The organism is Rhabdothermus arcticus (assembly GCF_055382915.1).
Genome location: NZ_AP043808.1, coordinates 1211398 through 1229402, shown reverse-complemented (window position 1 = coordinate 1229402; position 18005 = coordinate 1211398). Strand labels below are relative to the sequence as shown.

Below are 18005 nucleotides of genomic sequence, written 5' to 3'. Positions count from 1 at the left end.
GGGGGCGTGGAGGCGGAGCGCCAGCTCGTTCAGTACGCCAAGGACCTTGCCCGCACCTACTCGGCCAGCGAGGAGGTCCAGGAAGAGGGGATCCAGGCGCTGCGCTTTCTGATCGAGGCGCGGTTTCCCGAGCTCGAGGGGCACGGGGAGCGCGTCGCCTACTGGATGGACCAGCTCAACCGGGCCCTCGATGCCCCCCTCCCGGCCAAGGCGGTGCGGCGGGCGGGGCGCCTGCACGACGTCGGCCTGCTCGGACTGGACGCCCCGGACCCGGTGCGCGAGGCCGAGCTCGGCGCCGCCTTCCTGCGCCAGGTCGGCGCGTTCCGCGCCCTGGCGCCTTGGATCGAGGCCTACCCGCGCCCCTACCGGCCGGACTGGCCGCTTGGGGGGCGCGTCCTCGCAGTCGCCCACGCTTTCGACCGGGCCCTCTTCCTGGATGGCCGGGCGATGCCCGGGGCCCGGCGAACCCTCGCCAAGCTGGCGGGGGACGCGCTCGACCCGGGTCTGGTCGAGGTCTTCCTCGCCTTGCCGCTGGAGGAGCTGCAGGCGACCTTGCTCTTTGACGCGTGATGAAGGTCTTGCTGGTCGAGGACGAGCCTTTGATGGAGGCCCTGTTGCAGGCCACGCTCGAGCCCCTGGGGCACCGCCTCCTGGCGCTCGCCCACGGCGAGGGGTTCGACGCTGCGGTCGAGGCCTTCGACCCCGACGTGATCCTGCTCGACGTGCGGCTGCCCGGCGAGGCCGACGGCTTCGACCTCGCCGCTCGGGTCCGGGCGCTCAAGGGCGAGCGGCCGTTCGTCGCGATGCTCACCGCGATGGACGACGTCGAGAGCCGCAAGCGCGCCCGCGAGGCCGGGGCCGACGCCTACATCACCAAGCCCTTCAGCCCCCTGCGCTTGCTGCGTCTTTTGGAGTCCCGGGCGCCGTAAGGGGGAGCTCCAGGTAGAAGGCCCCCCTCGGCCCGGCCTCGGTGTAGCCGGCGCGGCCGCCGTGGGCCTCGACGATCTCCCGCACCAGGGAGAGGCCGAGCCCCCAGCCGGCCTGCCGCTGGTGCTCGGGCAGGCGGGCGAAGGGGGCGAAGAGGGCCTCGGCGGTCCGGGCGTCGAGGCGGCGGTCGCTCTCCACCGCGAAGCGGGCCCGGCCGTCCTCCGCCCAGGCCCGGACCCGGATCACGTCGCCGCCGTACTTGGCGGCGTTCTCAAGGAGGTTCAAGAGGGCGTGCAGCAGCCGCTCCCGGTCCCCCCGAACGGGGAGCGGACCCTGGGCGGTGAGCGCGAAGCGAACCTTGGGGTAGGCGGCCTGGGCCAGGGCCAGGGCCTCCTCGGCGAGGGCCTTGAGGTCCAGGGGCTCGGGGGAGAGGTTGATCGCCCCGCCGGCTTCGAGCTGGTAGAGGTCCAAGAAGGCCACCAGGCTGCGCTCGAGCCGGCGGCTCGCGGTCTTCAGGGCCTCGAGGTGACGGGGGTCGTGGCTGGCGAGCTCGGCAAAGCCCACCACCGCCGCCAGGGGGGTCTTGAGCTCGTGGGCCACCACCCCCAAGAGCCGGGTCTTGAAGTGGCTTTCGCTCTCCAGGTCGCGGATCTGGGCCCGCTGCAGGCGCACCAGGCGCTCCTGGTTGTAGACCCAGAGCCCGGCGAGGAAGAGCAACACGGCCAGGCCCAGGTAGAGGCTCTTGCGCTGCTCGCCGAGCAGGGCGTGGATCTCCGCGCGGAGGTCCTGGCTGAGCTTGAGGGCGTCGACGTAGACGGCGAAGCTCTCCTCGGCGAAGGCCTCCCAGTCGGCGCAGGCCGAAAGATCCGGGAGGGCGGCCTCGAGGCGCGCGATCCGGGCCTTGGACTCGGGGTAGAGGTAGGCCCAGCTGGCGCTGGTCTTGGCCAGCAAGAGCCGCTCCCCGACGTAGCGCCGCGCGGCCTCCACGTCGCCCCCGGCTTCACAGGCCAGGGCCGCTTTGTAGAGGGCGCGCATCAAGGTCGCGTAGGGGTAGGCGGGGTCCGCCGCCCGGGCCTCGGCCAGGGCGGTGTCCAGCGCCCGCAGCTGTTCGACCGCGAAGGCCCCGTAGGCGGCGATCAAGAGCAGGACGACGAGGCCGTAAACGCGGCTCAGCGCTCGATGTAGATCTCGGAGAGCTTCCACACCCAGTAGCGATTGTAGGCCAGGGGGTCGGGTTTGAGCCGGTCGTAGGGGAAGACGATGCGGATCGGAGCGAAGATCGGCTCCAGGGGGCGGCCGTCCTCGACCAGGGCGAGCATCGGGTCGAAGGGCCTGAGCGTCTCCCAGTCGGCGGTGACGCTGTAGCCGTCGAGGGCAACGAAGCGAAGCCGCTTGGGGTCGAGGTCGAGCTCGCTAAAGAGCGTCGCCAGGCGCACCCCCTCGAACCGCCCCGGCGGCTGGGCCTCCTTGGGGTGGCTCTTGGTCGTCAGCGCCACCCAGGTCAGGCGCCGCAGGGCCGCCTCGTCGAGGCGCACGGTTCGGTCTTTGCTGACCACGGTCAGGATCACCGGCCCCTTTGGCGGGGGCGGGCCGCCGGGCCAGCCGCCGGTGTGCAGCACCTGGTAGGGCGATGGGCTTCGGCAGCCCGCGAGGAGGACCAGGAGGAGCCCGATCCAGAATCGGCCAAGGCGCATGGGTCCATTCTAAAAACGCCTGGGCTATCCTGAAGCCTGGAGGAGACGATGCCCAAAAAGACCCTGCGCCCCCCCGATGGCTTTTCCCTGGAGCGCGTCGACGACGAGGTCGTCAAGCTCTGGTTCTACGGCGATGTGGAGGACGAGTGGTGGACCGTCTACGCGGTGGAGCTGGCCGAGGCCCTGGCCCGGCTCGAGGCCCCGGGCTACCCGACGATGTCCCCCGAGGACCTCGAGGACGAGCCCGACGACGACCCCAACTACCTCACCGCCGACGTCGCCACCCTGGCCCCTGAAGAGGGGGTGCTGGTGCTGCGTCGGGTGAAGACCCCGGGGCCCGACCTGCTCGAGTTCACCACCCCGAACGGCTCGGTCTACACCTTCTCCTACCCGGAGACCGCGGCCTACCTCCGCGCCCACCTCCCCCGCTGACGCCGATGAGCGCGCTGTATCGCCGGGTCCGCCCCACGCGCTTTGAGGAGGTCGAGGGCCAGGATCACGTCAAGGAGGTGCTGAAGCACGCCATCCGCACCGACCGCCTGGCCCAGGCCTACCTGTTCTCCGGCCCCCGGGGCGTGGGCAAGACCACCGTGGCCCGGCTGCTGGCGATGGCCGTGGGCTGCGAGGCCGCGCCTGAGGCCCGCCCCTGCGGGCGCTGCGCCCACTGCCGGGCGGTCGCCGCGGGGAGGCACCCCGACGTCCTGGAGATCGACGCCGCCAGCAACAACTCGGTCGAGGACGTGCGCGAGCTCAAGGAGCGGATCCTGCTCGCCCCGGTGATGGCGCCGAAGAAGGTGATCATCCTCGACGAGGCCCACATGATGTCCAAGAGCGCCTTCAACGCGCTCTTGAAGACCCTCGAGGAGCCGCCTCCCCACGTCCTCTTCATCTTCGCCACCACCGAGCCCGAGCGCATGCCGGCGACGGTCAAGAGCCGCACCCAGCACTTCCGCTTCCACCGCCTTCCCCTACAGGCGATCCAGGCCAAGCTGCGGCGGATCGCCGAGGCCGAGGGGATCGCGGTCGATGAGGAAGCCCTGGTGCTGATCGCCGAGGCCGCGGACGGGGCGATGCGCGACGCCGAGAGCCTCTTCGAGCGGGTCCTGGCCCTTCGCCCCGAGCGCTTCACCCGCGCCGACGCCGAGGCCCTCCTGGGCCGCCCACCAAAGGCGAGGATCGAAGCCCTCGCCGAGGCGCTGCTCGCCTTTGACCCCGAGCCCGCCCGGGAAGCGGCGGCCCGGCTCTACCGGGAGGGCTACGCCCCGATCACCCTGGTGCGCGAGCTCAAGGCCGCGCTCAGGGCCCGCTTCGCCGCCGCCCCCGGGGACCCCGCGCCCTTGCAGGCGGCGCTCGCCCTGGACGAGGCGGAAGAGCGGCTGGCCAAGGAGGCGGGGCAGATGGCGCTGGACTTTGCCCTCCTCAAGGCCTGGGCGGCCAAGGGGGTGCCCGCGGCCCCGGCCGCGCCCAGACCCCAGCCCGGCCCGGCGCCAGAGCCCGAGCCCCGGCCAGCGCCAAAGCCCGAGCCCGCCGCGGAGGCCGATCCCCTCGCCGACTACCCGCGCTTTCTCGCCGCGCTGCCCGCGGTGCTCCGGGCCTTCGTCCGCGAGGCCCGGCCGGCGGTGCAGGGGACGCGGCTCAAGCTGCGCTTTCCCCCGACCTTCACCTTCCACTACGAACGCGCCAAGGCGCAGCAGGCGAAGCTTCGCGAGGTCGCCTCGGAGGTGCTGGGCCTCGAGGAGGTGGAGCTTTTGGTCGAGGACGACGAGGAGGGCTCGAGGCCGCCGCCCACGGCGGCGCCCCCCGAGCCCGAGCCCAGCGCGCCCGAGGACGCGGGGGACTGGCTGAAGCGCCCGGAGGTCGAGCGGCTGATCGGCCTCTTCGGCGCCCGGCTCAAGGCCCGCGGTGAGGATAGTGGGTAAGGGTATAATCGCGGCATGCGGACCCACGATCTCGGCCCGGACACCGTCGATAGCCTGCTCAAGCGCCTCAGGCGCATCGAGGGACAGATCCGCGGCCTGCAGAAGATGATCCAGGAGGGGCGGGCCTGCGACGAGGTCCTGACCCAGATGACCGCGGCCAAGCGGGCGATGGAGTCGGCCTCGGCGCTCTTTTTGAAGCAGTACATCGCGGTCTGCGCCGCCGAGGTCTCCGAGGGCAAGGAAGAGGCATTGGACCGGATCTCGGAGGCGCTCAAGAAGTTCCCCTGATCCCCCCTATAATCGAGGCATGCCAACGGCCGCCACCGGCGAGGGCCTGCGCGTCGTCGCCGCGACCGATCCCGGCCGCCGCCGGAAGAAGAACGAGGACGCGCTGGGCTACCAGTTCACCCCCTTCGGGGGCGTCTTCGTGGTGGCCGACGGGATGGGCGGGCACGCCCGCGGGGAGGTGGCCTCGCGGCTCGCCACCGAGGCGCTCCTGGCCCAGCTGGGGGAGGAGCCCCCGACCCCGGCGCGCATCCAGGAGGCGTTCGAGCACGCTAACCAGCGCATCTACGAGATGGCCAAGCGCGCCGGCTACGAGGGCATGGGGACCACCGCGACCGCGCTGGTCATCGACTTTCCCTACGCGCTGGTGGGGCACGTCGGGGATTCCCGGGCCTACCTCTACCGCGGGGGGCTCTTGGTGCAGCTGACCCAGGACCATTCCTGGGTCGAGGAGCGGGTGCGCCAGGGGCTCTTGCGCCCCGAGGAGGCCCGCCAGCACCGCTGGAAGAGCGTGATCACCAACGCCCTCGGCACCTTTCCCGAGGTCGAGGTGGACCTTCTCGGGCTGCGCGTCAAGCCCGGGGACCTCTTCGTCCTCTCCACCGACGGGCTGCACGGGGTGGTGGGGGAGGAGGCGATGGCCCGGATCCTGGCCGAACGCCCGCTGGAGGAGGCGGTGCCCCACCTGGTGCAGCTGGCCAACGCCTGGGGCGGGCCGGACAACGTCACCTTGATGGCGGTCGGCGTGGACCGGGTTCCGGCGAACGGCGAGAAGCCCTACGCCGACCTTTTGGTCGGCGACCAGCCGGTCTACATCCGCTCCCGCTCGGGGGACGCGGAGCTGGCCTGGCCCGCGCCTCCGCGCCGCTGGCGTTGGAGCGAGGTGGGGTTGCTGATCCTCTGGCTCTTGCTTTTGGTCTACGTCCTGCTGGCGCGCCAGTGATAGCCTAAAAGCATGGAAGCGATTCAAACCGAAAGGGCCCCGGCGGCGATCGGCCCCTACAGCCAGGCGGTGCGCGCCGGGGGGCTGATCTTCGTCTCCGGCCAGATCCCCCTCACCCCCGAGGGGCGGCTGGTCGAGGGCCCGATGGCGGAGCAGGCCAGGCAGGTCCTCCAGAACCTCCAGGCGATCCTCGAGGCCGCGGGGTCGGGCCTTTCTCGCGTGGTTCAGGTCACCGTCTACCTCACCGACATCAGCGCCTTCGAGGCCCTGAACCGGGTCTACGCTGAGTTCTTCGCCCCGCCCTACCCCGCCCGCCAGGTCGTGGGGGTCGCCGAGCTGCCCAAGGGGGTCAAGGTCGAGCTCGCAGCGATCGCGTTGGAGGGAGCCTAGCGATGAAGCTCCTGCACCCGACCGACTTCTCGGACGCCTCCGCCAAGGCCCTGGCGGTGGCCTGGCAGGTCAAGGACCTCCTCGGAGGGCAGCTGATCCTCCTGCACGCGATCGAGGCCCCCGAGCGCCACAAGGTCTACGGCGACTTCTGGGACGAACTCCTGGCCCAGGCCTTCGAGGAGCGCGAGCGGCAGCTTTTTGCCTTCGTGCGCGAGCGGCTCTGCGAGCTTGCCCCCGAGGCCGAGTGCCGCGTCGAGCGCGGCCGTCCCCTCCAGGCGATCCTCAAGCACGCCAAGGAAGTGGACCTGATCGCGATGGGCACCCACGGCCCGGAGGGGCTGCTCGAGCGCATCCTGGGCTCGGTGACCGAGCGGGTGATCGAAGTCTCGGGCAAGCCGGTGGTGGCGACCAAGGCCGATGCCGAGGTGCGCCCGTTCAGGCACCTGGTCGTGGCCACCGGGCTCGCCGAACCCTCGCTGAGGGCGCTCAAGCTGGCCAAGCGCCTGGCCGACGCCGCCGGGGCGCGGATCAGCCTGGTTCACGTCGTCGAGCCGATCGCCGAGCCCCCGATCCCGGTGCACATGCCCGATCCCAAGGAGCTCTTGGGCGAGGACTACCTGGAGAAGCTGGCCAAGGAGCTGGCCAAGCTCGCCGAGCCCTACGGCGCGCAGCCGGTGGTGCTCGAGGGCGACCCGGTCAAGACCCTTTGCGACTACGTCCACGAGAACGAGGGCGACGCGGTCTTCATCGGCCGCTCCAAGCAGGCGCGCTTCCTCGGCTCGGTGACCCGGGAGGTCCTGGAGCGGGCCCGCCGCCCGGTCTTCGTCCATCCATGAACGCGCTCAAGGAACGCTTCCTGGCCGGCGACGTCCGCGCCCTGGCGCGGGCGCTGACCCTGGTCGAGTCCGGCCACCCCGAGGGGGAAGCGCTCTTGAAGGCCCTCCGCGGCCGCGGTCAGGCCAAGGTCGTGGGCCTCACCGGGAGCCCAGGCGCGGGCAAGAGCACCCTCGCCGACCGGCTGATCGAGGCCGCCAGGGAGGCCGGGGAGACGGTCGCGGTCCTCGCCGTCGACCCTTCGAGCCCCTTCACCGGCGGCGCGGTCCTCGGCGACCGGATCCGCATGATGCGCCACCACCAGGACCCGGGGGTCTTCATCCGCTCGATGGCCAGCCGCGGGGCGCTGGGGGGCCTGGCCGGGGCCACGGTCTCCGCGCTCAGCCTGCTCGAGGCCTTTGGTTTTGACTGGATCTTCATCGAGACCGTGGGGGTGGGCCAGAGCGAGGTGGACATCGCCCGCGTCGCCGACACCACGGTCCTCGTCCTCACCCCCGCCGCGGGGGACGCGGTCCAGGCCTTCAAGGCTGGGGTGATGGAGATCGCCGACATCCTGGTGGTCAACAAGTTCGACCTCCCCGGGGGGCCGCGGCTGATCCAGGAGCTCAAGGCCACCCTCGAGCTGGCCCCGCCCAACCCCACCGGCTGGCAGGTCCCGATCCTCACCGCGGTCGCCAGCCGGGGCGAGGGGGCGGCGGAGCTCTTGGACGCGATCCGCGCTCACCGCCGCCACCTGGAGGAACGGGGGGCGCTCAAGGACCGCCGCCGCGAGCGCGCCCGGTTCGAGGTCCAGGCGGTGGTTCAGGACTGGGGGCGGCGCCTCGCCGACGCCGCCCCGGAGGTCCTCGCCGCGCTCGAGGCCGGCGAGCTCAGTCCTGAGGAGGCGGCGCGGGAGCTGCTTTCGCGGGCGCTTTGACCAGCCAGCCTGCGACCAGCAAAAAGCGCTTCTTGTCGAAGCGCACCCGCAGGTAGAGGCGCTTTTGGTCCTTGCTCTGCCAGATCTGGACCAGGGCCTGGTCGGGGTCCATCGTCTCGGTCAACAGGGTCAGCCGCTGGCTCAGGCTGCGGGCGATGAAGTAGAGGTAGGTCGCGGCGTCCTCGGGGTTCGCGATCACCAGCTCGTAGCACTGGGCGGCCTCGAGGCGGCTTTCGTCGGGGAGCTTGATCCCCTTGACGAGGGCGTCGCAGTCCGGTCCGGTGATGCGGTAGGCGGGGGCCGGCCAGAGGACCCCGGGCACGAGGTGGAAGGCGGTGACCGGAACCTTGGCGGCCAGCGCCAGGCCGAAGAAGAGGACGACCCAGATCGCGCGTTTCATGGCCTTATGCTAACCGGCGTGGAGGTCTGGTGGGTGCGCCACGGCGAGACCGCGGCCAACGCCGCGGGGGTGTGGCAGGGGCAGCGGGACGTGCCCCTCTCGGAGGCCGGAAGGCGGCAGATCGCGACCTTGGCCGAACGGCTCAAGGCCCTTGGGGTGCGCTTTGACGGGCTCTACAGCTCGGACCTGAGCCGGGCGCTGGCCTCCGCCGAGATCCTCGGCAAGGCGCTGGGCCTTCCCGTGCGGCCCGATCCCCGGCTCAGGGAGCTCTGTTTGGGGGCGCTCGCCGGGGTGGCCAAGGAGGATGCGCTCGAGCGCTTTGCTGCCTACTTCGAGGCCAGCCAAAAGGACCCCTGGCACGCCCGCCCCCCCGGGGGGGAGTCGCTCGCCGATCTCCGGGCCCGGGTCGAGGCGTTCTTGAACGATTTGAACCCCAACGGGCGCTACCTCGCCGTGGCCCACGCGGGGACGATCCGCGTCGCCGCCTGGATCGCCCTCCGCCTCGACTGCGGCGAGCCCTGGCGCTACGTCGTCTCCAACGCCTCGGTGCACGTCGGGGACTACACTCAGGGCCGCCTCGTTCCGGGTTTGTTTGTGCCACCGATGGGTTAGGACCGCTTGCCGGATCGCTGCAGGATCCATAGAGTTAGTAACGTGAACGTCGCCGTCATCGGAACCGGCTATGTTGGCCTCACCACCGCGATCAGCCTGGCCTACCTCGGGCATCAAGTGGTGGGCGTGGACCTTGACGAAAGCAAGGTTGCTTTATTAAACCAGGGAACCCCCCCGTTTTTTGAACCCCATCTTGAAGACCTGTTCGCGCTGAGCAGGGACAACGTCAGCTTCACTTCTGAGTACGGAGCGGCAATTCCGCAGGCCGACGTGGTGTTCATCACCGTGGGCACCCCCCCACGCCCCGATGGCGGCCCCGATCTTTCCCAGGTGCGAGGTGCGGCGGAAGGCATTGGTCGTTACCTCGGCGACGTCCCCACGGTCGTGGTGAACAAATCCACTGTCCCGGTGGGCAGCGGTAACTACGTCGAGGCGCTGGTGCGCCGCGCGTTTCGTGAAGCACATGGGGGTGAGCCGGATGGCCGTTTGATCGTGGCCTCGAACCCCGAGTTCTTGCGGGAGGGGCAGGCGCTCCACGATAGCCTCTACCCTGATCGAATCGTGGTGGGGGCGGAGGATCGCCGTGCGTTCGAGATGCTCCGTGAGCTTTATGAACCCATTCTCGAGCAAAGTTTTGCGCCACCCGCGTTTCTCCCTCGCCCTGAGCGTATGGGTGCGGTGCCGTTCATCACCACCGACCTGGCTTCGGCAGAGCTCATCAAGTACGGGGCAAATGCCTTCTTGGCCTTAAAGATCAGTTTTATCAACGAGCTGGCCCGTTTGGCTGAAAAGGTCGGCGCGGACATTCGTGAAGTGGCCCGGGGCATCGGCCTTGATGCTCGTATCGGGCCGCGTTTCCTGCAAGCGGGTCTCGGGTGGGGAGGAAGTTGTTTTCCAAAAGATACTGCGGCGCTTTTGGCGATGGGGCAGGAGTACGGGCTTGATCTTTCCATCGTGCGCGCAGCGCGCGAGGTCAATCAAGCGCAGCGTCAGTGGGTGGTGGATAAGCTTTTGTCCGAACTGAAGACCCTCAAGGGCCGCACCATTGCATTGCTGGGGCTTTCCTTCAAACCCCATACCGATGATCTCAGGGATTCTCCGGCCATTGAGCTGGCAAAGCTGCTTCTTGCGCGTGGTGCGTTTGTCCGCGCGCACGATCCCGTGGCCCTGCCGCTGGCGCGGCAGGCGCTTTCTTTGCCGCTCGAATACGCGGAAAGCCCAGAGGCGCTCTTGCAGGGCGCCGACGCGGCTGTACTGGCCACCGACTGGCCCGAGTACCGCACCTGGCCTTGGGAGACGTTGAAATCCTCAATGCACACGCCCCTGATCATGGACGCGCGAAACTTCTTGGACGGTGAAAAGCTCGCTCAAAAGGGCTTCATATACCGCGGCATGGGCATCGGCCGTGCTGACACTTGGGTACCCTGGGCTTAAGGGAGGCTTGCGTTGCGTATTTTGCTGACCGGCGCGGCAGGCTTTATCGGGAGTCATCTCACCGACCGGTTGCTCGACGAGGGCCACGAGGTGATCGGGGTGGACTCGATGATCACCGGCCGCCCTGAAAACCTACTTCACCTGGAGGGGCATCCCCGTTTTCACTTCATCGAGCACGACGTAACCAAGGCCCTCGAGATCGAGGGCCCCCTGGATTGGGTCATGCACTTTGCGAGCCCGGCCTCCCCGCCCAAGTACTTGGCGGAGCCGATCAAGACGTTGCGGGTCAACGCGGAGGGCACCCACCACCTCTTGGAGCTCGCACGCGCAAAAGGTGCCGCCTTCTTTCTGGCCTCGACCAGCGAGGTCTACGGCGATCCCCTGGTGCACCCGCAGCCCGAGACGTACTGGGGCAATGTCAACCCTGTGGGGCCCCGCGCGGTCTACGATGAGGGAAAGCGCTACGCCGAGGCGATGGCCACAGCCTATCACACGCACCACGGTCTCCCCATTCGCATCGTGCGCATCTTCAACACCTACGGCCCCCGCATGGACCCCGACGATGGGCGGGTGGTGACGAACTTCATCACCCAGGCCCTCCGTGGCGCGCCGCTTACCGTATACGGCGACGGTTCCCAAACCCGGAGCTTCTGCTATGTCGACGACCTGATCGAGGGTATCGTGAGGCTTATGGCGGTGGACTACGCGGGTCCGGTGAACCTGGGGAACCCGGAGGAGTACACGGTGCTGGAGCTTGCCCGCCTCGTCAAGGAGCTCACCGGAAGCCCCTCGGAGATCGTCTTCCAGCCCCTGCCCCAGGACGACCCCAAGCAGCGTCGGCCCGATATATCCTTGGCCAAACGCCTTTTGGGTTGGGAACCCCGGATCCCGGTGCGCGAAGGGCTCTCCAAGACCGTAGCCCACTTTCGGGAGGTGGTTCGGTGAGAGTACTCGTCACCGGGGGGGCCGGCTATATCGGAAGCCACACCGCCAAAGCTTTGGCCCGGGCAGGGTTTGAGCCGGTGGTCTTTGACAACTTGAGTACCGGCCACCGCTGGGCAGTGAAATGGGGGCCGCTCGTCGAGGCAGATTTGGCGGACAAGACGGCCATTGAAGAAGCGCTTCGCGCCTACCGGGTGGAAGCGGTCATCCACTTTGCTGCCAACGCTTACGTGGGCGAGTCCATACAAAACCCCCGGAAGTACTTCCGCAACAACGTGGCGAACACGCTGAACCTGCTTGAAGCCATGCAGGACGTGGGGGTGAAGCACATCGTTTTTTCTTCTTCCTGCGCGACCTACGGTATTCCTGAGCGCGTGCCTATTCCAGAAGATCATCCCCAGCGCCCGGTTAACCCTTACGGTGAATCCAAGCTTTTTGTGGAGCGTGTGCTCCATTGGTATGGGGAAGTTTACGGTTTTCGCTGGGTAGCGCCGCGCTACTTCAACGCTGCGGGGGCGGATCCAGAGGGGGAACTGGGCGAGGTTCACGACCCTGAGACCCATTTGATTCCCTTAGTGATTCAGGCAGCGTTAGGAAAGCGCCCCTACATTGAGATTTACGGTACCGATTACCCGACCCCTGATGGTACTGCGGTTCGGGACTATATCCATGTAACGGACCTTGCTGAAGCGCACGTACTCGCGCTCCGCTATCTTTTGGAGGGTGGAGGGAGCATGGCGCTCAACCTGGGCACTGGGCGGGGGCATTCGGTGCGGGAAGTAATCGCTGCGGTTGAGCGGGTGAGTGGGCGTAGGGTGCCAGTGCGGGAAGGTCCTCGGCGCCCTGGGGACCCGCCGGCGTTGGTGGCGGAGGTGACGAAGGCGAGGGCAGAGCTAGGTTGGCAGCCCGAGTACGGGGAACTTGATGACATCGTGGAAACTGCTTGGCGATGGCATGTATTTCATGAATTTAAAAATGGCGGCTAGGCACGGTTGGTGAACGGTTGTGCGAGTAAATGGTGGGGCGGCTCTCTTCTTTGCTTTTCTTGCGTAAGTTGTGGCTCTGGTCGAGGATGCCTTCGCGCCGCTGGCTATGGTATCTTTCAGCTGCTATCCTATATATTTTGGTACGGTTTTGCCCGATTGTAGGGTTATCCCAAGAAGCGAGTGGGGCACTCGCCGTTTTTGCGACCGCCGGGTTTTTGTGGGGCACGAACAGCCTGCCCTTGGCGGTCGTTGGCGTTTTGGTGCTTTTTTTGCTGCCCATGAGCGGGGCCCTGCCGTCCGGGAAGGTCTACGCGTATTTTGGAAGCGACGCAGTTTTCTTCATCTTAGGAGCTTTAATCCTGGCCAGCCCGGTCATGCGCTCTGGATTGAGCACCCGCTTGGCGCTGCTTGCGGTGCGAAGTTTCGGTGAAGAACCGCGGAGGCTGGTCACCGCACTTCTCATCACCCCTGCCTTGATGTCCTTTTTTATCAGCGAGCACGCTGTGGTGGCCATGCTTTTCCCCTTGGTGATGGAACTCGTGAATGCCACGCGAACCCGCCCCGGAGAGCGCTTGGGGACAGTGCTCTTCCTGGCTTTGGCCTGGGGGGCGATCATTGGGGGCACGGCCACCCTTTTAGGAGGTGCTAGAGCGCCCCTCGCACTGGGCGTTTTGGAAGCTGCGACGGGCGAAAAGATAGGTTTCTTGCCATGGATGACGGCATCATTGCCTATGGTGCTTTCGCTTTTGGTAGCAGCCCTTTTTCTGCTTTGGCGCATATTGCCCACGGCGAACACTGCAACTTCACTTTCACACTACCTCGAACACAAAGTCGAGGCCCTGGGAGTGTTTTCTAAGCGCGAACAAAAAACGTTACTGTTGATGCTGCTGATCACAGCCCTGTGGACTTTTTGGGGGGATCACTGGGGTTTGGGTTCGGTGGCGTTATTAGGGGTCGTGCTGGCCTTTATCCTCGGCATCACCGAATGGAAGGAGGTGGAGGAAGACGTCAACTGGGGCGTTTTTCTCATGTACGGGAGCGCGATCGCCCTGGCTTCGGCGCTGGAAGCTACTGGGGCCGCGGCCTTTATGGCGGAATGGCTTTTCGGTCGCGTTCAAACTGCCGGCGGGGTCTTGATCGGGGTCATGGTGCTGGCCTTGTTGCTAACTGAGGCGATGAGCAACGCCGCGGCCGTGGCAGTCATCATGCCGGTTGCGCTCGCGCTTGCCAAAACGCATGCGCTTAGCCCCGAGGTCGTGACGCTGGGCGTGGCTATTTCCGCCGGATTGGCGTTTTTGCTTCCCGTCAGCACACCGGTGATCGCGCTGGTTGTGGGGAGCGGTTACGTGCGTCCCTTAGATGCGTTCCGCAACGGATTGTATCTCAAAGTGCTTGGATTTTTACTCCTTGTCGTTATCGGTTTCCTGTATTGGCCGCTCATCGGTTTTGGAGGCTAGTTCAATGGTGTGTGCGCTTATCTCCGAGCCCTACGCATACGAGACCACCTTGCAGCGGGCGATCGATCTTGCAAAGCAAGCGAACTCGCCCCTTGCGATCATTTTTGTCATTGCCACCGACGAGCTCGGGAGGCTGGTTGAAGACTTGGGCGAAAAAGGCTGGTTAGGGCCGGGATCGGTGGCGTCGCTGGAATCCTCGATGCTTGCGGGGTATCGTTTGCTGGCGAGGGAGGTCTTGGCCGAGGCAGTGCGTCTTTCTGAAGGAAGGCATCGCCCGGTGGAACCCCTGCTCTATGAAGGAGCGTCAAAGGGTCTTTTGCGCTTCCTAAAACAAAAGGGCTGTAGTAAGGTTGTCCACGATGGGTTTTTAGGGGACCGTTATGCGGGCATGGAGGGGTAGCGTGATTGAGGAAGCGCTTCAGGAAAACCGATATCTGGTTCCGCCGCACGGTGGCCGGCTTGTCAATCGTGTTGCTGATCAGGGAATGCGCCAGGCGTTGCTGGAAAAAGCCCGGCATCTAAAGCAAGTTGAGCTTAGCGAGCGCAGTCTTGCGGACCTCGAGTGCATCGCCACCGGGGTGTACTCCCCGCTTGAAGGTTTCATGGAAGCGGCCGATTATTATTCAGTGGTTCGGGAAATGCGCCTTTCAAGCGGCCTGCCCTGGACGATCCCCATCCCTTTGCCAGTGGCCGACGAAGTGGCCGAAGGACTTTCCATCGACGAAAAGGTCGCCCTGACTTGGCGGGGCAAAGCGCTGGCGGTGATGCATGTTTCCAGCATCTACCGCCCGGATAAAGGAGAGGAGGCCAGGCGGGTCTACGGCACCGATGACCCCTCGCATCCTGGCGTCGCTGCGTTGTACCAAAGCGGGCCTGTCTACCTGGGAGGGCCGCTTTGGCTCGTCAACCCCATCCCCCATGAGAGGTTCCACGCCTACCGCCTGACCCCGGCCGAGACCCGGGCCGAGTTCGCCCGCCGGGGCTGGAAGACGGTGGTCGCTTTCCAGACCCGCAACCCCATCCACCGGGCCCACGAGTATCTGCAAAAGGTGGCCCTCGAGATGGTGGACGGACTCTTCGTGAACCCCTTGGTCGGCGCTACCAAGGCCGACGACGTGCCCGCCGAGGTGCGGGTGCACACCTATGAAGTGATCCTCGAGAAGTACTACCCGAAAAACCGGGTGCTGCTCGGGGTCTTCCCGGCGGCAATGCGCTACGCTGGGCCCCGCGAGGCGATTCTCCACGCCATCGCTCGTAAAAACTACGGCGCCACCCACTTCATCGTGGGACGTGACCACGCGGGTGTGGGGGATTACTATGGTACCTACGATGCCCAGAAGCTTTTTGATGAGTTTCCCCCTGGAGAGCTCGGCATCACGCCTCTCAAGTTCGAGCACGCCTTTTACTGCCGCGCCTGCGGCCAGATGACCACGAGCAAGACCTGCCCCCACGACGGCGAGCACCGGGTGCATCTCTCCGGTACCAAGGTGCGTGCAATGCTCAGGCGGGGAGAGATGCCGCCACCAGAGTTCACCCGTCCCGAGGTGGCGCGGATCTTGATCGAGGCCTATCAAAGAATCAACGGAGGAAAGCGCCAATGAGCGCGAACCAAAAAGGCGTCACTGTTTGGTTTACCGGTCTTTCCGGCGCGGGCAAGACCACGCTCGCCCGCGCGGTCTACGACGAGCTCAAAAAGCGCGGCTACCCCGTGGAGATCCTCGACGGCGACGTGGTGCGCCAGTACCTCACCAAAGGCCTTGGCTTTAGCAAGGAAGACCGCGATGAGAATATCCGCCGAATAGGTTTCGTGGCCCACCTGCTTACCCGCAATGGGGTCATCGTGCTGGTTTCGGCCATTTCCCCTTACCGCACGACTCGGGAAGAAGTACGGAAAAAGATTGGCGACTTCATCGAGGTCTACGTGAACGCGCCCCTTGAAGTTTGTGAACAGCGCGACGTGAAGGGCCTTTACAAAAAGGCGCGGGCGGGGGAGATCAAGAACTTCACCGGGATCGATGACCCTTATGAGGCGCCGCTTAACCCGGAGGTTGAGTGCCGCACAGATTTGGAGGGTGTGCCGGACTGTGTAGCACGCATCTTAGCCGAGCTTTCGATGCGAGGATATATAATAACTAACTAGTGAGATGTCAGAATGGCTGGGCTGAATCTGGGAATGCGCTACAAATCTTTTCGATATGAAGTTAGCAATCGAGTGTCAGCTAACCCAAGGCTTTTCTTACCTCTTTTTAGACTGGCTTGGCGTGGTGATATCAAGGACAGAAGGAAGCTACATGTCTTGTCCCCGAAGCTAGTTTCTCCGGATTCGGATATCGTAGTCGAGGGGTTTCCCCGATCTGCCAACACGTTTGCCACAGCATCCTTTATACTCGCTCAACAAAAACCGGTGAATGTTGCCCATCATACACACGCGGCAGCCCAGGTTCTTTTGGCAACGGAATGGGGTATACCTGTGATTCTCCTTATTAGAGAGCCGATGGATGCCGTTATCTCCCTTGTAATAAGGGAAAGCCACTTGTCGCCTGAGCAAGGTTTCGCAAGTTACATACGCTTTTATAAAACCGTGAAGAAGGCTGCCAAGCATACTGTTTTGGCTCCGTTCGAGCTCGTTGTAAAGGACTTTGCTAGTGTGGTGCGAGCTGTCAACCTTAAATATAAAACCGAATTTGGAGTACCAGTAGCCAGCGAGACCTTTATAAGGAAGGTTTTCGCGCTGATAGAGGAGCGCGAGGCTCAAGTTGGAACCTTGGTTAAGGGCGCGGCTATTCCTAAATATGAGCGGAGAGAGCAAAAAGAAATATGGAAGAGGCGTATAGAGTCAGAGAATCGCTTGAGGGCCTTGGTAAGGGAGTCTGAATTAATTTACCAAAAGCTTGTGGAACTAGAGGGCACATGAGGCTAAACCAAGCACTTTTCTTTGCGTTTCTTGCGCAGGGATCTCTAGTGCTTGGAGGTGCCCTGACGCATGTTCTCGTGGGAAGGGCACTTGGGGCAGAACATTATGGTGCCTTTTCAGTATTGTACACGCTAGTTTTTATATTTTCAGTTATTTTTTCCCTTGGATTAGACCAAGCGATTTACGCGGAGGTAAGGGAAATTGCAAGCCAACAAAGTAAAATCGGCAAAATCTCTGTTACTGGGCTAGTAGGCTCTTTAATTGCCGCATTTTTGGGAGCTAGTTTCTCTGTTTCCTTGGTTCCAGTATTGGTGCCCTCCGCTGAAGATCTTAGCATGTGGGTGGCGTTGTGGGTAACTAGCTCGATTGTATTGAAATACAACATTGAAGTGATGAGGGTTCTTGACAGAGTTGACTTAAGTTCCTTGATCGGTTCCCCGCAAAGAGGCGGCTTGTTGATTTATGGCGCATTTACTTTAGTTGCTTCTTTGGTCACCAGCAAGCCGATAGGCGTGCCGAAGGCTGCGTTGCTAGCGGAAGTGGTGGCCTTGATGGCACTAGCAACCTCTGTGGTTGCTCTTGTTTCCTTAGGTGCGCTAGCAGTGCTCGTCCTGCGGCTGGATGGTTCCCCGATGAAGTTGCATGTTGCTTTGGGTGAGCTTATTGCTCTCATTAAAAGGGGAGTTCTTCTGACTGGTGCAAATTTTGCTAGCACGTTACGCCGACAGCTGGATATTATTTTGGTTTGGCTCGTTGCAGGGCCTAGTGCTACCGGTGTATATAGTTCGGCGTTGAGACTAGCAGCGTTAGCCTATGTCCCGATAGCTGTCATGAATTTGGCTTTACCGGGCAAGTTGGTGAAAGTTTTAACCACCAGGGAAAATGGGGGGGGCGCGGAGATAGCTCTTCGCAAAGTTGAAGCGGGTGTAAAACCTTTGGTAGCTATAAGCGTTTTTCTTGTTAGTGCATTGCTTGCCATATTCACCTTGTTAGGAGGAGAGATTTTGTCGTTGCTTTTTGGGCCTGAATACAAAAGTGGCAAGTTTATTCTTGTTATTTTAACTATCGGTCAGCTGGTTAATGTGGCATTTGGACCAGCAGTAGTTATCTTAACCGTTCTTAAACAAGATAGGGCACTTTTTGGTGCTACCATGGTAGGGCTATTGTTTCAAGCCACCGTGGGCTACGTTGGAGCTAGATACTTTGGTTATTATTGGGTAGCAACAGTTGCTGGCATAGCGTTGTTCGTTCAAAATATTATACTAACAATGGCGTTGTGTCGCCGATCTTTGGTCGTAAGTGCACTGATAGCTTTGCTATTGAGGTGCAAAAATGGCGAACGTTAACGAGTA

The 18005-nt window shown here is 64.1% G+C and carries 22 protein-coding genes; 19 read left to right on the top strand and 3 right to left on the bottom strand.

The features are described from left to right. Window positions 1-6 precede the first annotated feature (6 nt). Together ACZ48Y_RS06415 and ACZ48Y_RS06410 are read left to right on the top strand one after the other, a co-directional pair. Window positions 7-570, top strand: coding sequence for an HD-GYP domain-containing protein (locus ACZ48Y_RS06415; protein ID WP_464739662.1), 564 nt, complete (start codon window positions 7-9; stop codon window positions 568-570). Next, the gene (locus tag ACZ48Y_RS06410) at window positions 570-929 is read left to right on the top strand and encodes a response regulator transcription factor (RefSeq protein ID WP_464739661.1); all 360 of its coding nucleotides are present in this window, start codon (window positions 570-572) and stop codon (window positions 927-929) included. The genes ACZ48Y_RS06415 and ACZ48Y_RS06410 overlap by 1 nt, the downstream gene beginning before the upstream one ends. On the opposite strand, the gene ACZ48Y_RS06405 is transcribed toward ACZ48Y_RS06410, so the two are convergent. Together ACZ48Y_RS06405 and ACZ48Y_RS06400 are read right to left on the bottom strand one after the other, a co-directional pair. Continuing rightward, the gene (locus ACZ48Y_RS06405; protein ID WP_464739660.1) at window positions 883-2130 is read right to left on the bottom strand and encodes a sensor histidine kinase; all 1248 of its coding nucleotides are present in this window, start codon (window positions 2128-2130) and stop codon (window positions 883-885) included. The genes ACZ48Y_RS06410 and ACZ48Y_RS06405 overlap by 47 nt on opposite strands. Next, window positions 2097-2621, bottom strand: a complete 525-nt coding sequence (locus ACZ48Y_RS06400; protein WP_464739659.1) for a hypothetical protein — start codon at window positions 2619-2621, stop codon at window positions 2097-2099. The genes ACZ48Y_RS06405 and ACZ48Y_RS06400 overlap by 34 nt, the downstream gene beginning before the upstream one ends. 48 nt (window positions 2622-2669) lie before the next feature. Between ACZ48Y_RS06400 and ACZ48Y_RS06395 the strand changes: the two genes are divergently transcribed. From ACZ48Y_RS06395 to meaB, 7 genes are read left to right on the top strand one after another with little or no spacing between them, the layout of a single operon-like run. Then, complete coding sequence (locus ACZ48Y_RS06395) at window positions 2670-3053, top strand: TFIIB-type zinc ribbon-containing protein (RefSeq protein ID WP_464739658.1); 384 nt, start codon at window positions 2670-2672, stop codon at window positions 3051-3053. A gap of 5 nt (window positions 3054-3058) precedes the next feature. Next, window positions 3059-4540: a DNA polymerase III subunit gamma/tau gene (gene dnaX / locus ACZ48Y_RS06390; protein ID WP_464739657.1), complete on the top strand. Its 1482-nt coding sequence runs from the start codon at window positions 3059-3061 to the stop codon at window positions 4538-4540. A 15-nt stretch (window positions 4541-4555) separates the two neighbouring features. Beyond that, window positions 4556-4828, top strand: coding sequence for a metal-sensitive transcriptional regulator (locus tag ACZ48Y_RS06385; protein WP_464739656.1), 273 nt, complete (start codon window positions 4556-4558; stop codon window positions 4826-4828). Window positions 4829-4847: 19 nt separating this feature from the next. Continuing rightward, window positions 4848-5768 carry a PP2C family protein-serine/threonine phosphatase gene (locus tag ACZ48Y_RS06380; RefSeq protein WP_464739655.1) on the top strand — a complete coding sequence of 307 codons (921 nt, stop codon included), beginning with the start codon at window positions 4848-4850 and terminating at the stop codon, window positions 5766-5768. Window positions 5769-5780: 12 nt separating this feature from the next. Then, a complete protein-coding gene (locus ACZ48Y_RS06375) occupies window positions 5781-6158 on the top strand; it encodes a RidA family protein (RefSeq protein ID WP_464739654.1) in 378 nt (125 codons plus the stop codon). A gap of 2 nt (window positions 6159-6160) precedes the next feature. Next, window positions 6161-6994 (top strand): universal stress protein, encoded by an 834-nt coding sequence (locus tag ACZ48Y_RS06370; RefSeq protein WP_464739653.1) that lies wholly within the window; start codon window positions 6161-6163, stop codon window positions 6992-6994. Further along, window positions 6991-7908 carry a methylmalonyl Co-A mutase-associated GTPase MeaB gene (meaB, locus tag ACZ48Y_RS06365; protein ID WP_464739652.1) on the top strand — a complete coding sequence of 306 codons (918 nt, stop codon included), beginning with the start codon at window positions 6991-6993 and terminating at the stop codon, window positions 7906-7908. Before ACZ48Y_RS06370 ends, meaB begins: the two co-directional genes overlap by 4 nt. Here the strand turns inward: meaB and ACZ48Y_RS06360 are convergent. Continuing rightward, window positions 7862-8308, bottom strand: coding sequence for a hypothetical protein (locus ACZ48Y_RS06360; RefSeq protein WP_464739651.1), 447 nt, complete (start codon window positions 8306-8308; stop codon window positions 7862-7864). The genes meaB and ACZ48Y_RS06360 overlap by 47 nt on opposite strands. Window positions 8309-8326: 18 nt before the next feature. On the opposite strand from ACZ48Y_RS06360, the gene ACZ48Y_RS06355 reads away from it, so the two are divergent. From ACZ48Y_RS06355 to ACZ48Y_RS06310, 10 genes are all read left to right on the top strand, one after another. Further along, window positions 8327-8920 (top strand): histidine phosphatase family protein, encoded by a 594-nt coding sequence (locus ACZ48Y_RS06355; RefSeq protein ID WP_464739650.1) that lies wholly within the window; start codon window positions 8327-8329, stop codon window positions 8918-8920. A gap of 42 nt (window positions 8921-8962) precedes the next feature. Next, window positions 8963-10354 carry a UDP-glucose dehydrogenase family protein gene (locus ACZ48Y_RS06350; protein WP_464739649.1) on the top strand — a complete coding sequence of 464 codons (1392 nt, stop codon included), beginning with the start codon at window positions 8963-8965 and terminating at the stop codon, window positions 10352-10354. Window positions 10355-10366: 12 nt separating this feature from the next. Further along, window positions 10367-11299, top strand: coding sequence for a UDP-glucuronic acid decarboxylase family protein (locus ACZ48Y_RS06345; RefSeq protein WP_464739648.1), 933 nt, complete (start codon window positions 10367-10369; stop codon window positions 11297-11299). Continuing rightward, window positions 11296-12282 carry a UDP-glucose 4-epimerase GalE gene (gene galE, locus ACZ48Y_RS06340; RefSeq protein WP_464739647.1) on the top strand — a complete coding sequence of 329 codons (987 nt, stop codon included), beginning with the start codon at window positions 11296-11298 and terminating at the stop codon, window positions 12280-12282. Before ACZ48Y_RS06345 ends, galE begins: the two co-directional genes overlap by 4 nt. A gap of 137 nt (window positions 12283-12419) precedes the next feature. Next, window positions 12420-13739, top strand: coding sequence for an SLC13 family permease (locus ACZ48Y_RS06335; RefSeq protein WP_464739646.1), 1320 nt, complete (start codon window positions 12420-12422; stop codon window positions 13737-13739). 49 nt (window positions 13740-13788) lie between these two features. Beyond that, window positions 13789-14139, top strand: coding sequence for a hypothetical protein (locus ACZ48Y_RS06330; protein WP_464739645.1), 351 nt, complete (start codon window positions 13789-13791; stop codon window positions 14137-14139). A gap of 1 nt (window position 14140) precedes the next feature. After that, complete coding sequence (sat, locus tag ACZ48Y_RS06325) at window positions 14141-15340, top strand: sulfate adenylyltransferase (RefSeq protein WP_464739644.1); 1200 nt, start codon at window positions 14141-14143, stop codon at window positions 15338-15340. Next, window positions 15337-15879: an adenylyl-sulfate kinase gene (gene cysC, locus ACZ48Y_RS06320; protein ID WP_464739643.1), complete on the top strand. Its 543-nt coding sequence runs from the start codon at window positions 15337-15339 to the stop codon at window positions 15877-15879. Before sat ends, cysC begins: the two co-directional genes overlap by 4 nt. Window positions 15880-16035: 156 nt before the next feature. Further along, the gene (locus tag ACZ48Y_RS06315) at window positions 16036-16653 is read left to right on the top strand and encodes a hypothetical protein (RefSeq protein WP_464739642.1); all 618 of its coding nucleotides are present in this window, start codon (window positions 16036-16038) and stop codon (window positions 16651-16653) included. Continuing rightward, complete coding sequence (locus tag ACZ48Y_RS06310; RefSeq protein ID WP_464739641.1) at window positions 16650-17999, top strand: oligosaccharide flippase family protein; 1350 nt, start codon at window positions 16650-16652, stop codon at window positions 17997-17999. The genes ACZ48Y_RS06315 and ACZ48Y_RS06310 overlap by 4 nt, the downstream gene beginning before the upstream one ends. Window positions 18000-18005: the final 6 nt, after the last annotated feature.

Bases quoted from the DNA above. Each gene is read 5' to 3' on its own strand.
- ACZ48Y_RS06410 (WP_464739661.1), top strand. From the start codon at position 570: ATGAAGGTCTTGCTGGTCGAGGACGAGCCTTTGATGGAGGCCCTGTTG.
- ACZ48Y_RS06400 (WP_464739659.1), bottom strand. From the start codon at position 2,621: ATGCGCCTTGGCCGATTCTGGATCGGGCTCCTCCTGGTCCTCCTCGCG.
- ACZ48Y_RS06395 (WP_464739658.1), top strand. From the start codon at position 2,670: ATGCCCAAAAAGACCCTGCGCCCCCCCGATGGCTTTTCCCTGGAGCGC.
- dnaX (WP_464739657.1), top strand. From the start codon at position 3,059: ATGAGCGCGCTGTATCGCCGGGTCCGCCCCACGCGCTTTGAGGAGGTC.
- ACZ48Y_RS06385 (WP_464739656.1), top strand. From the start codon at position 4,556: ATGCGGACCCACGATCTCGGCCCGGACACCGTCGATAGCCTGCTCAAG.
- ACZ48Y_RS06380 (WP_464739655.1), top strand. From the start codon at position 4,848: ATGCCAACGGCCGCCACCGGCGAGGGCCTGCGCGTCGTCGCCGCGACC.
- ACZ48Y_RS06375 (WP_464739654.1), top strand. From the start codon at position 5,781: ATGGAAGCGATTCAAACCGAAAGGGCCCCGGCGGCGATCGGCCCCTAC.
- ACZ48Y_RS06370 (WP_464739653.1), top strand. From the start codon at position 6,161: ATGAAGCTCCTGCACCCGACCGACTTCTCGGACGCCTCCGCCAAGGCC.
- meaB (WP_464739652.1), top strand. From the start codon at position 6,991: ATGAACGCGCTCAAGGAACGCTTCCTGGCCGGCGACGTCCGCGCCCTG.
- ACZ48Y_RS06360 (WP_464739651.1), bottom strand. From the start codon at position 8,308: ATGAAACGCGCGATCTGGGTCGTCCTCTTCTTCGGCCTGGCGCTGGCC.
- cysC (WP_464739643.1), top strand. From the start codon at position 15,337: ATGAGCGCGAACCAAAAAGGCGTCACTGTTTGGTTTACCGGTCTTTCC.
- ACZ48Y_RS06310 (WP_464739641.1), top strand. From the start codon at position 16,650: ATGAGGCTAAACCAAGCACTTTTCTTTGCGTTTCTTGCGCAGGGATCT.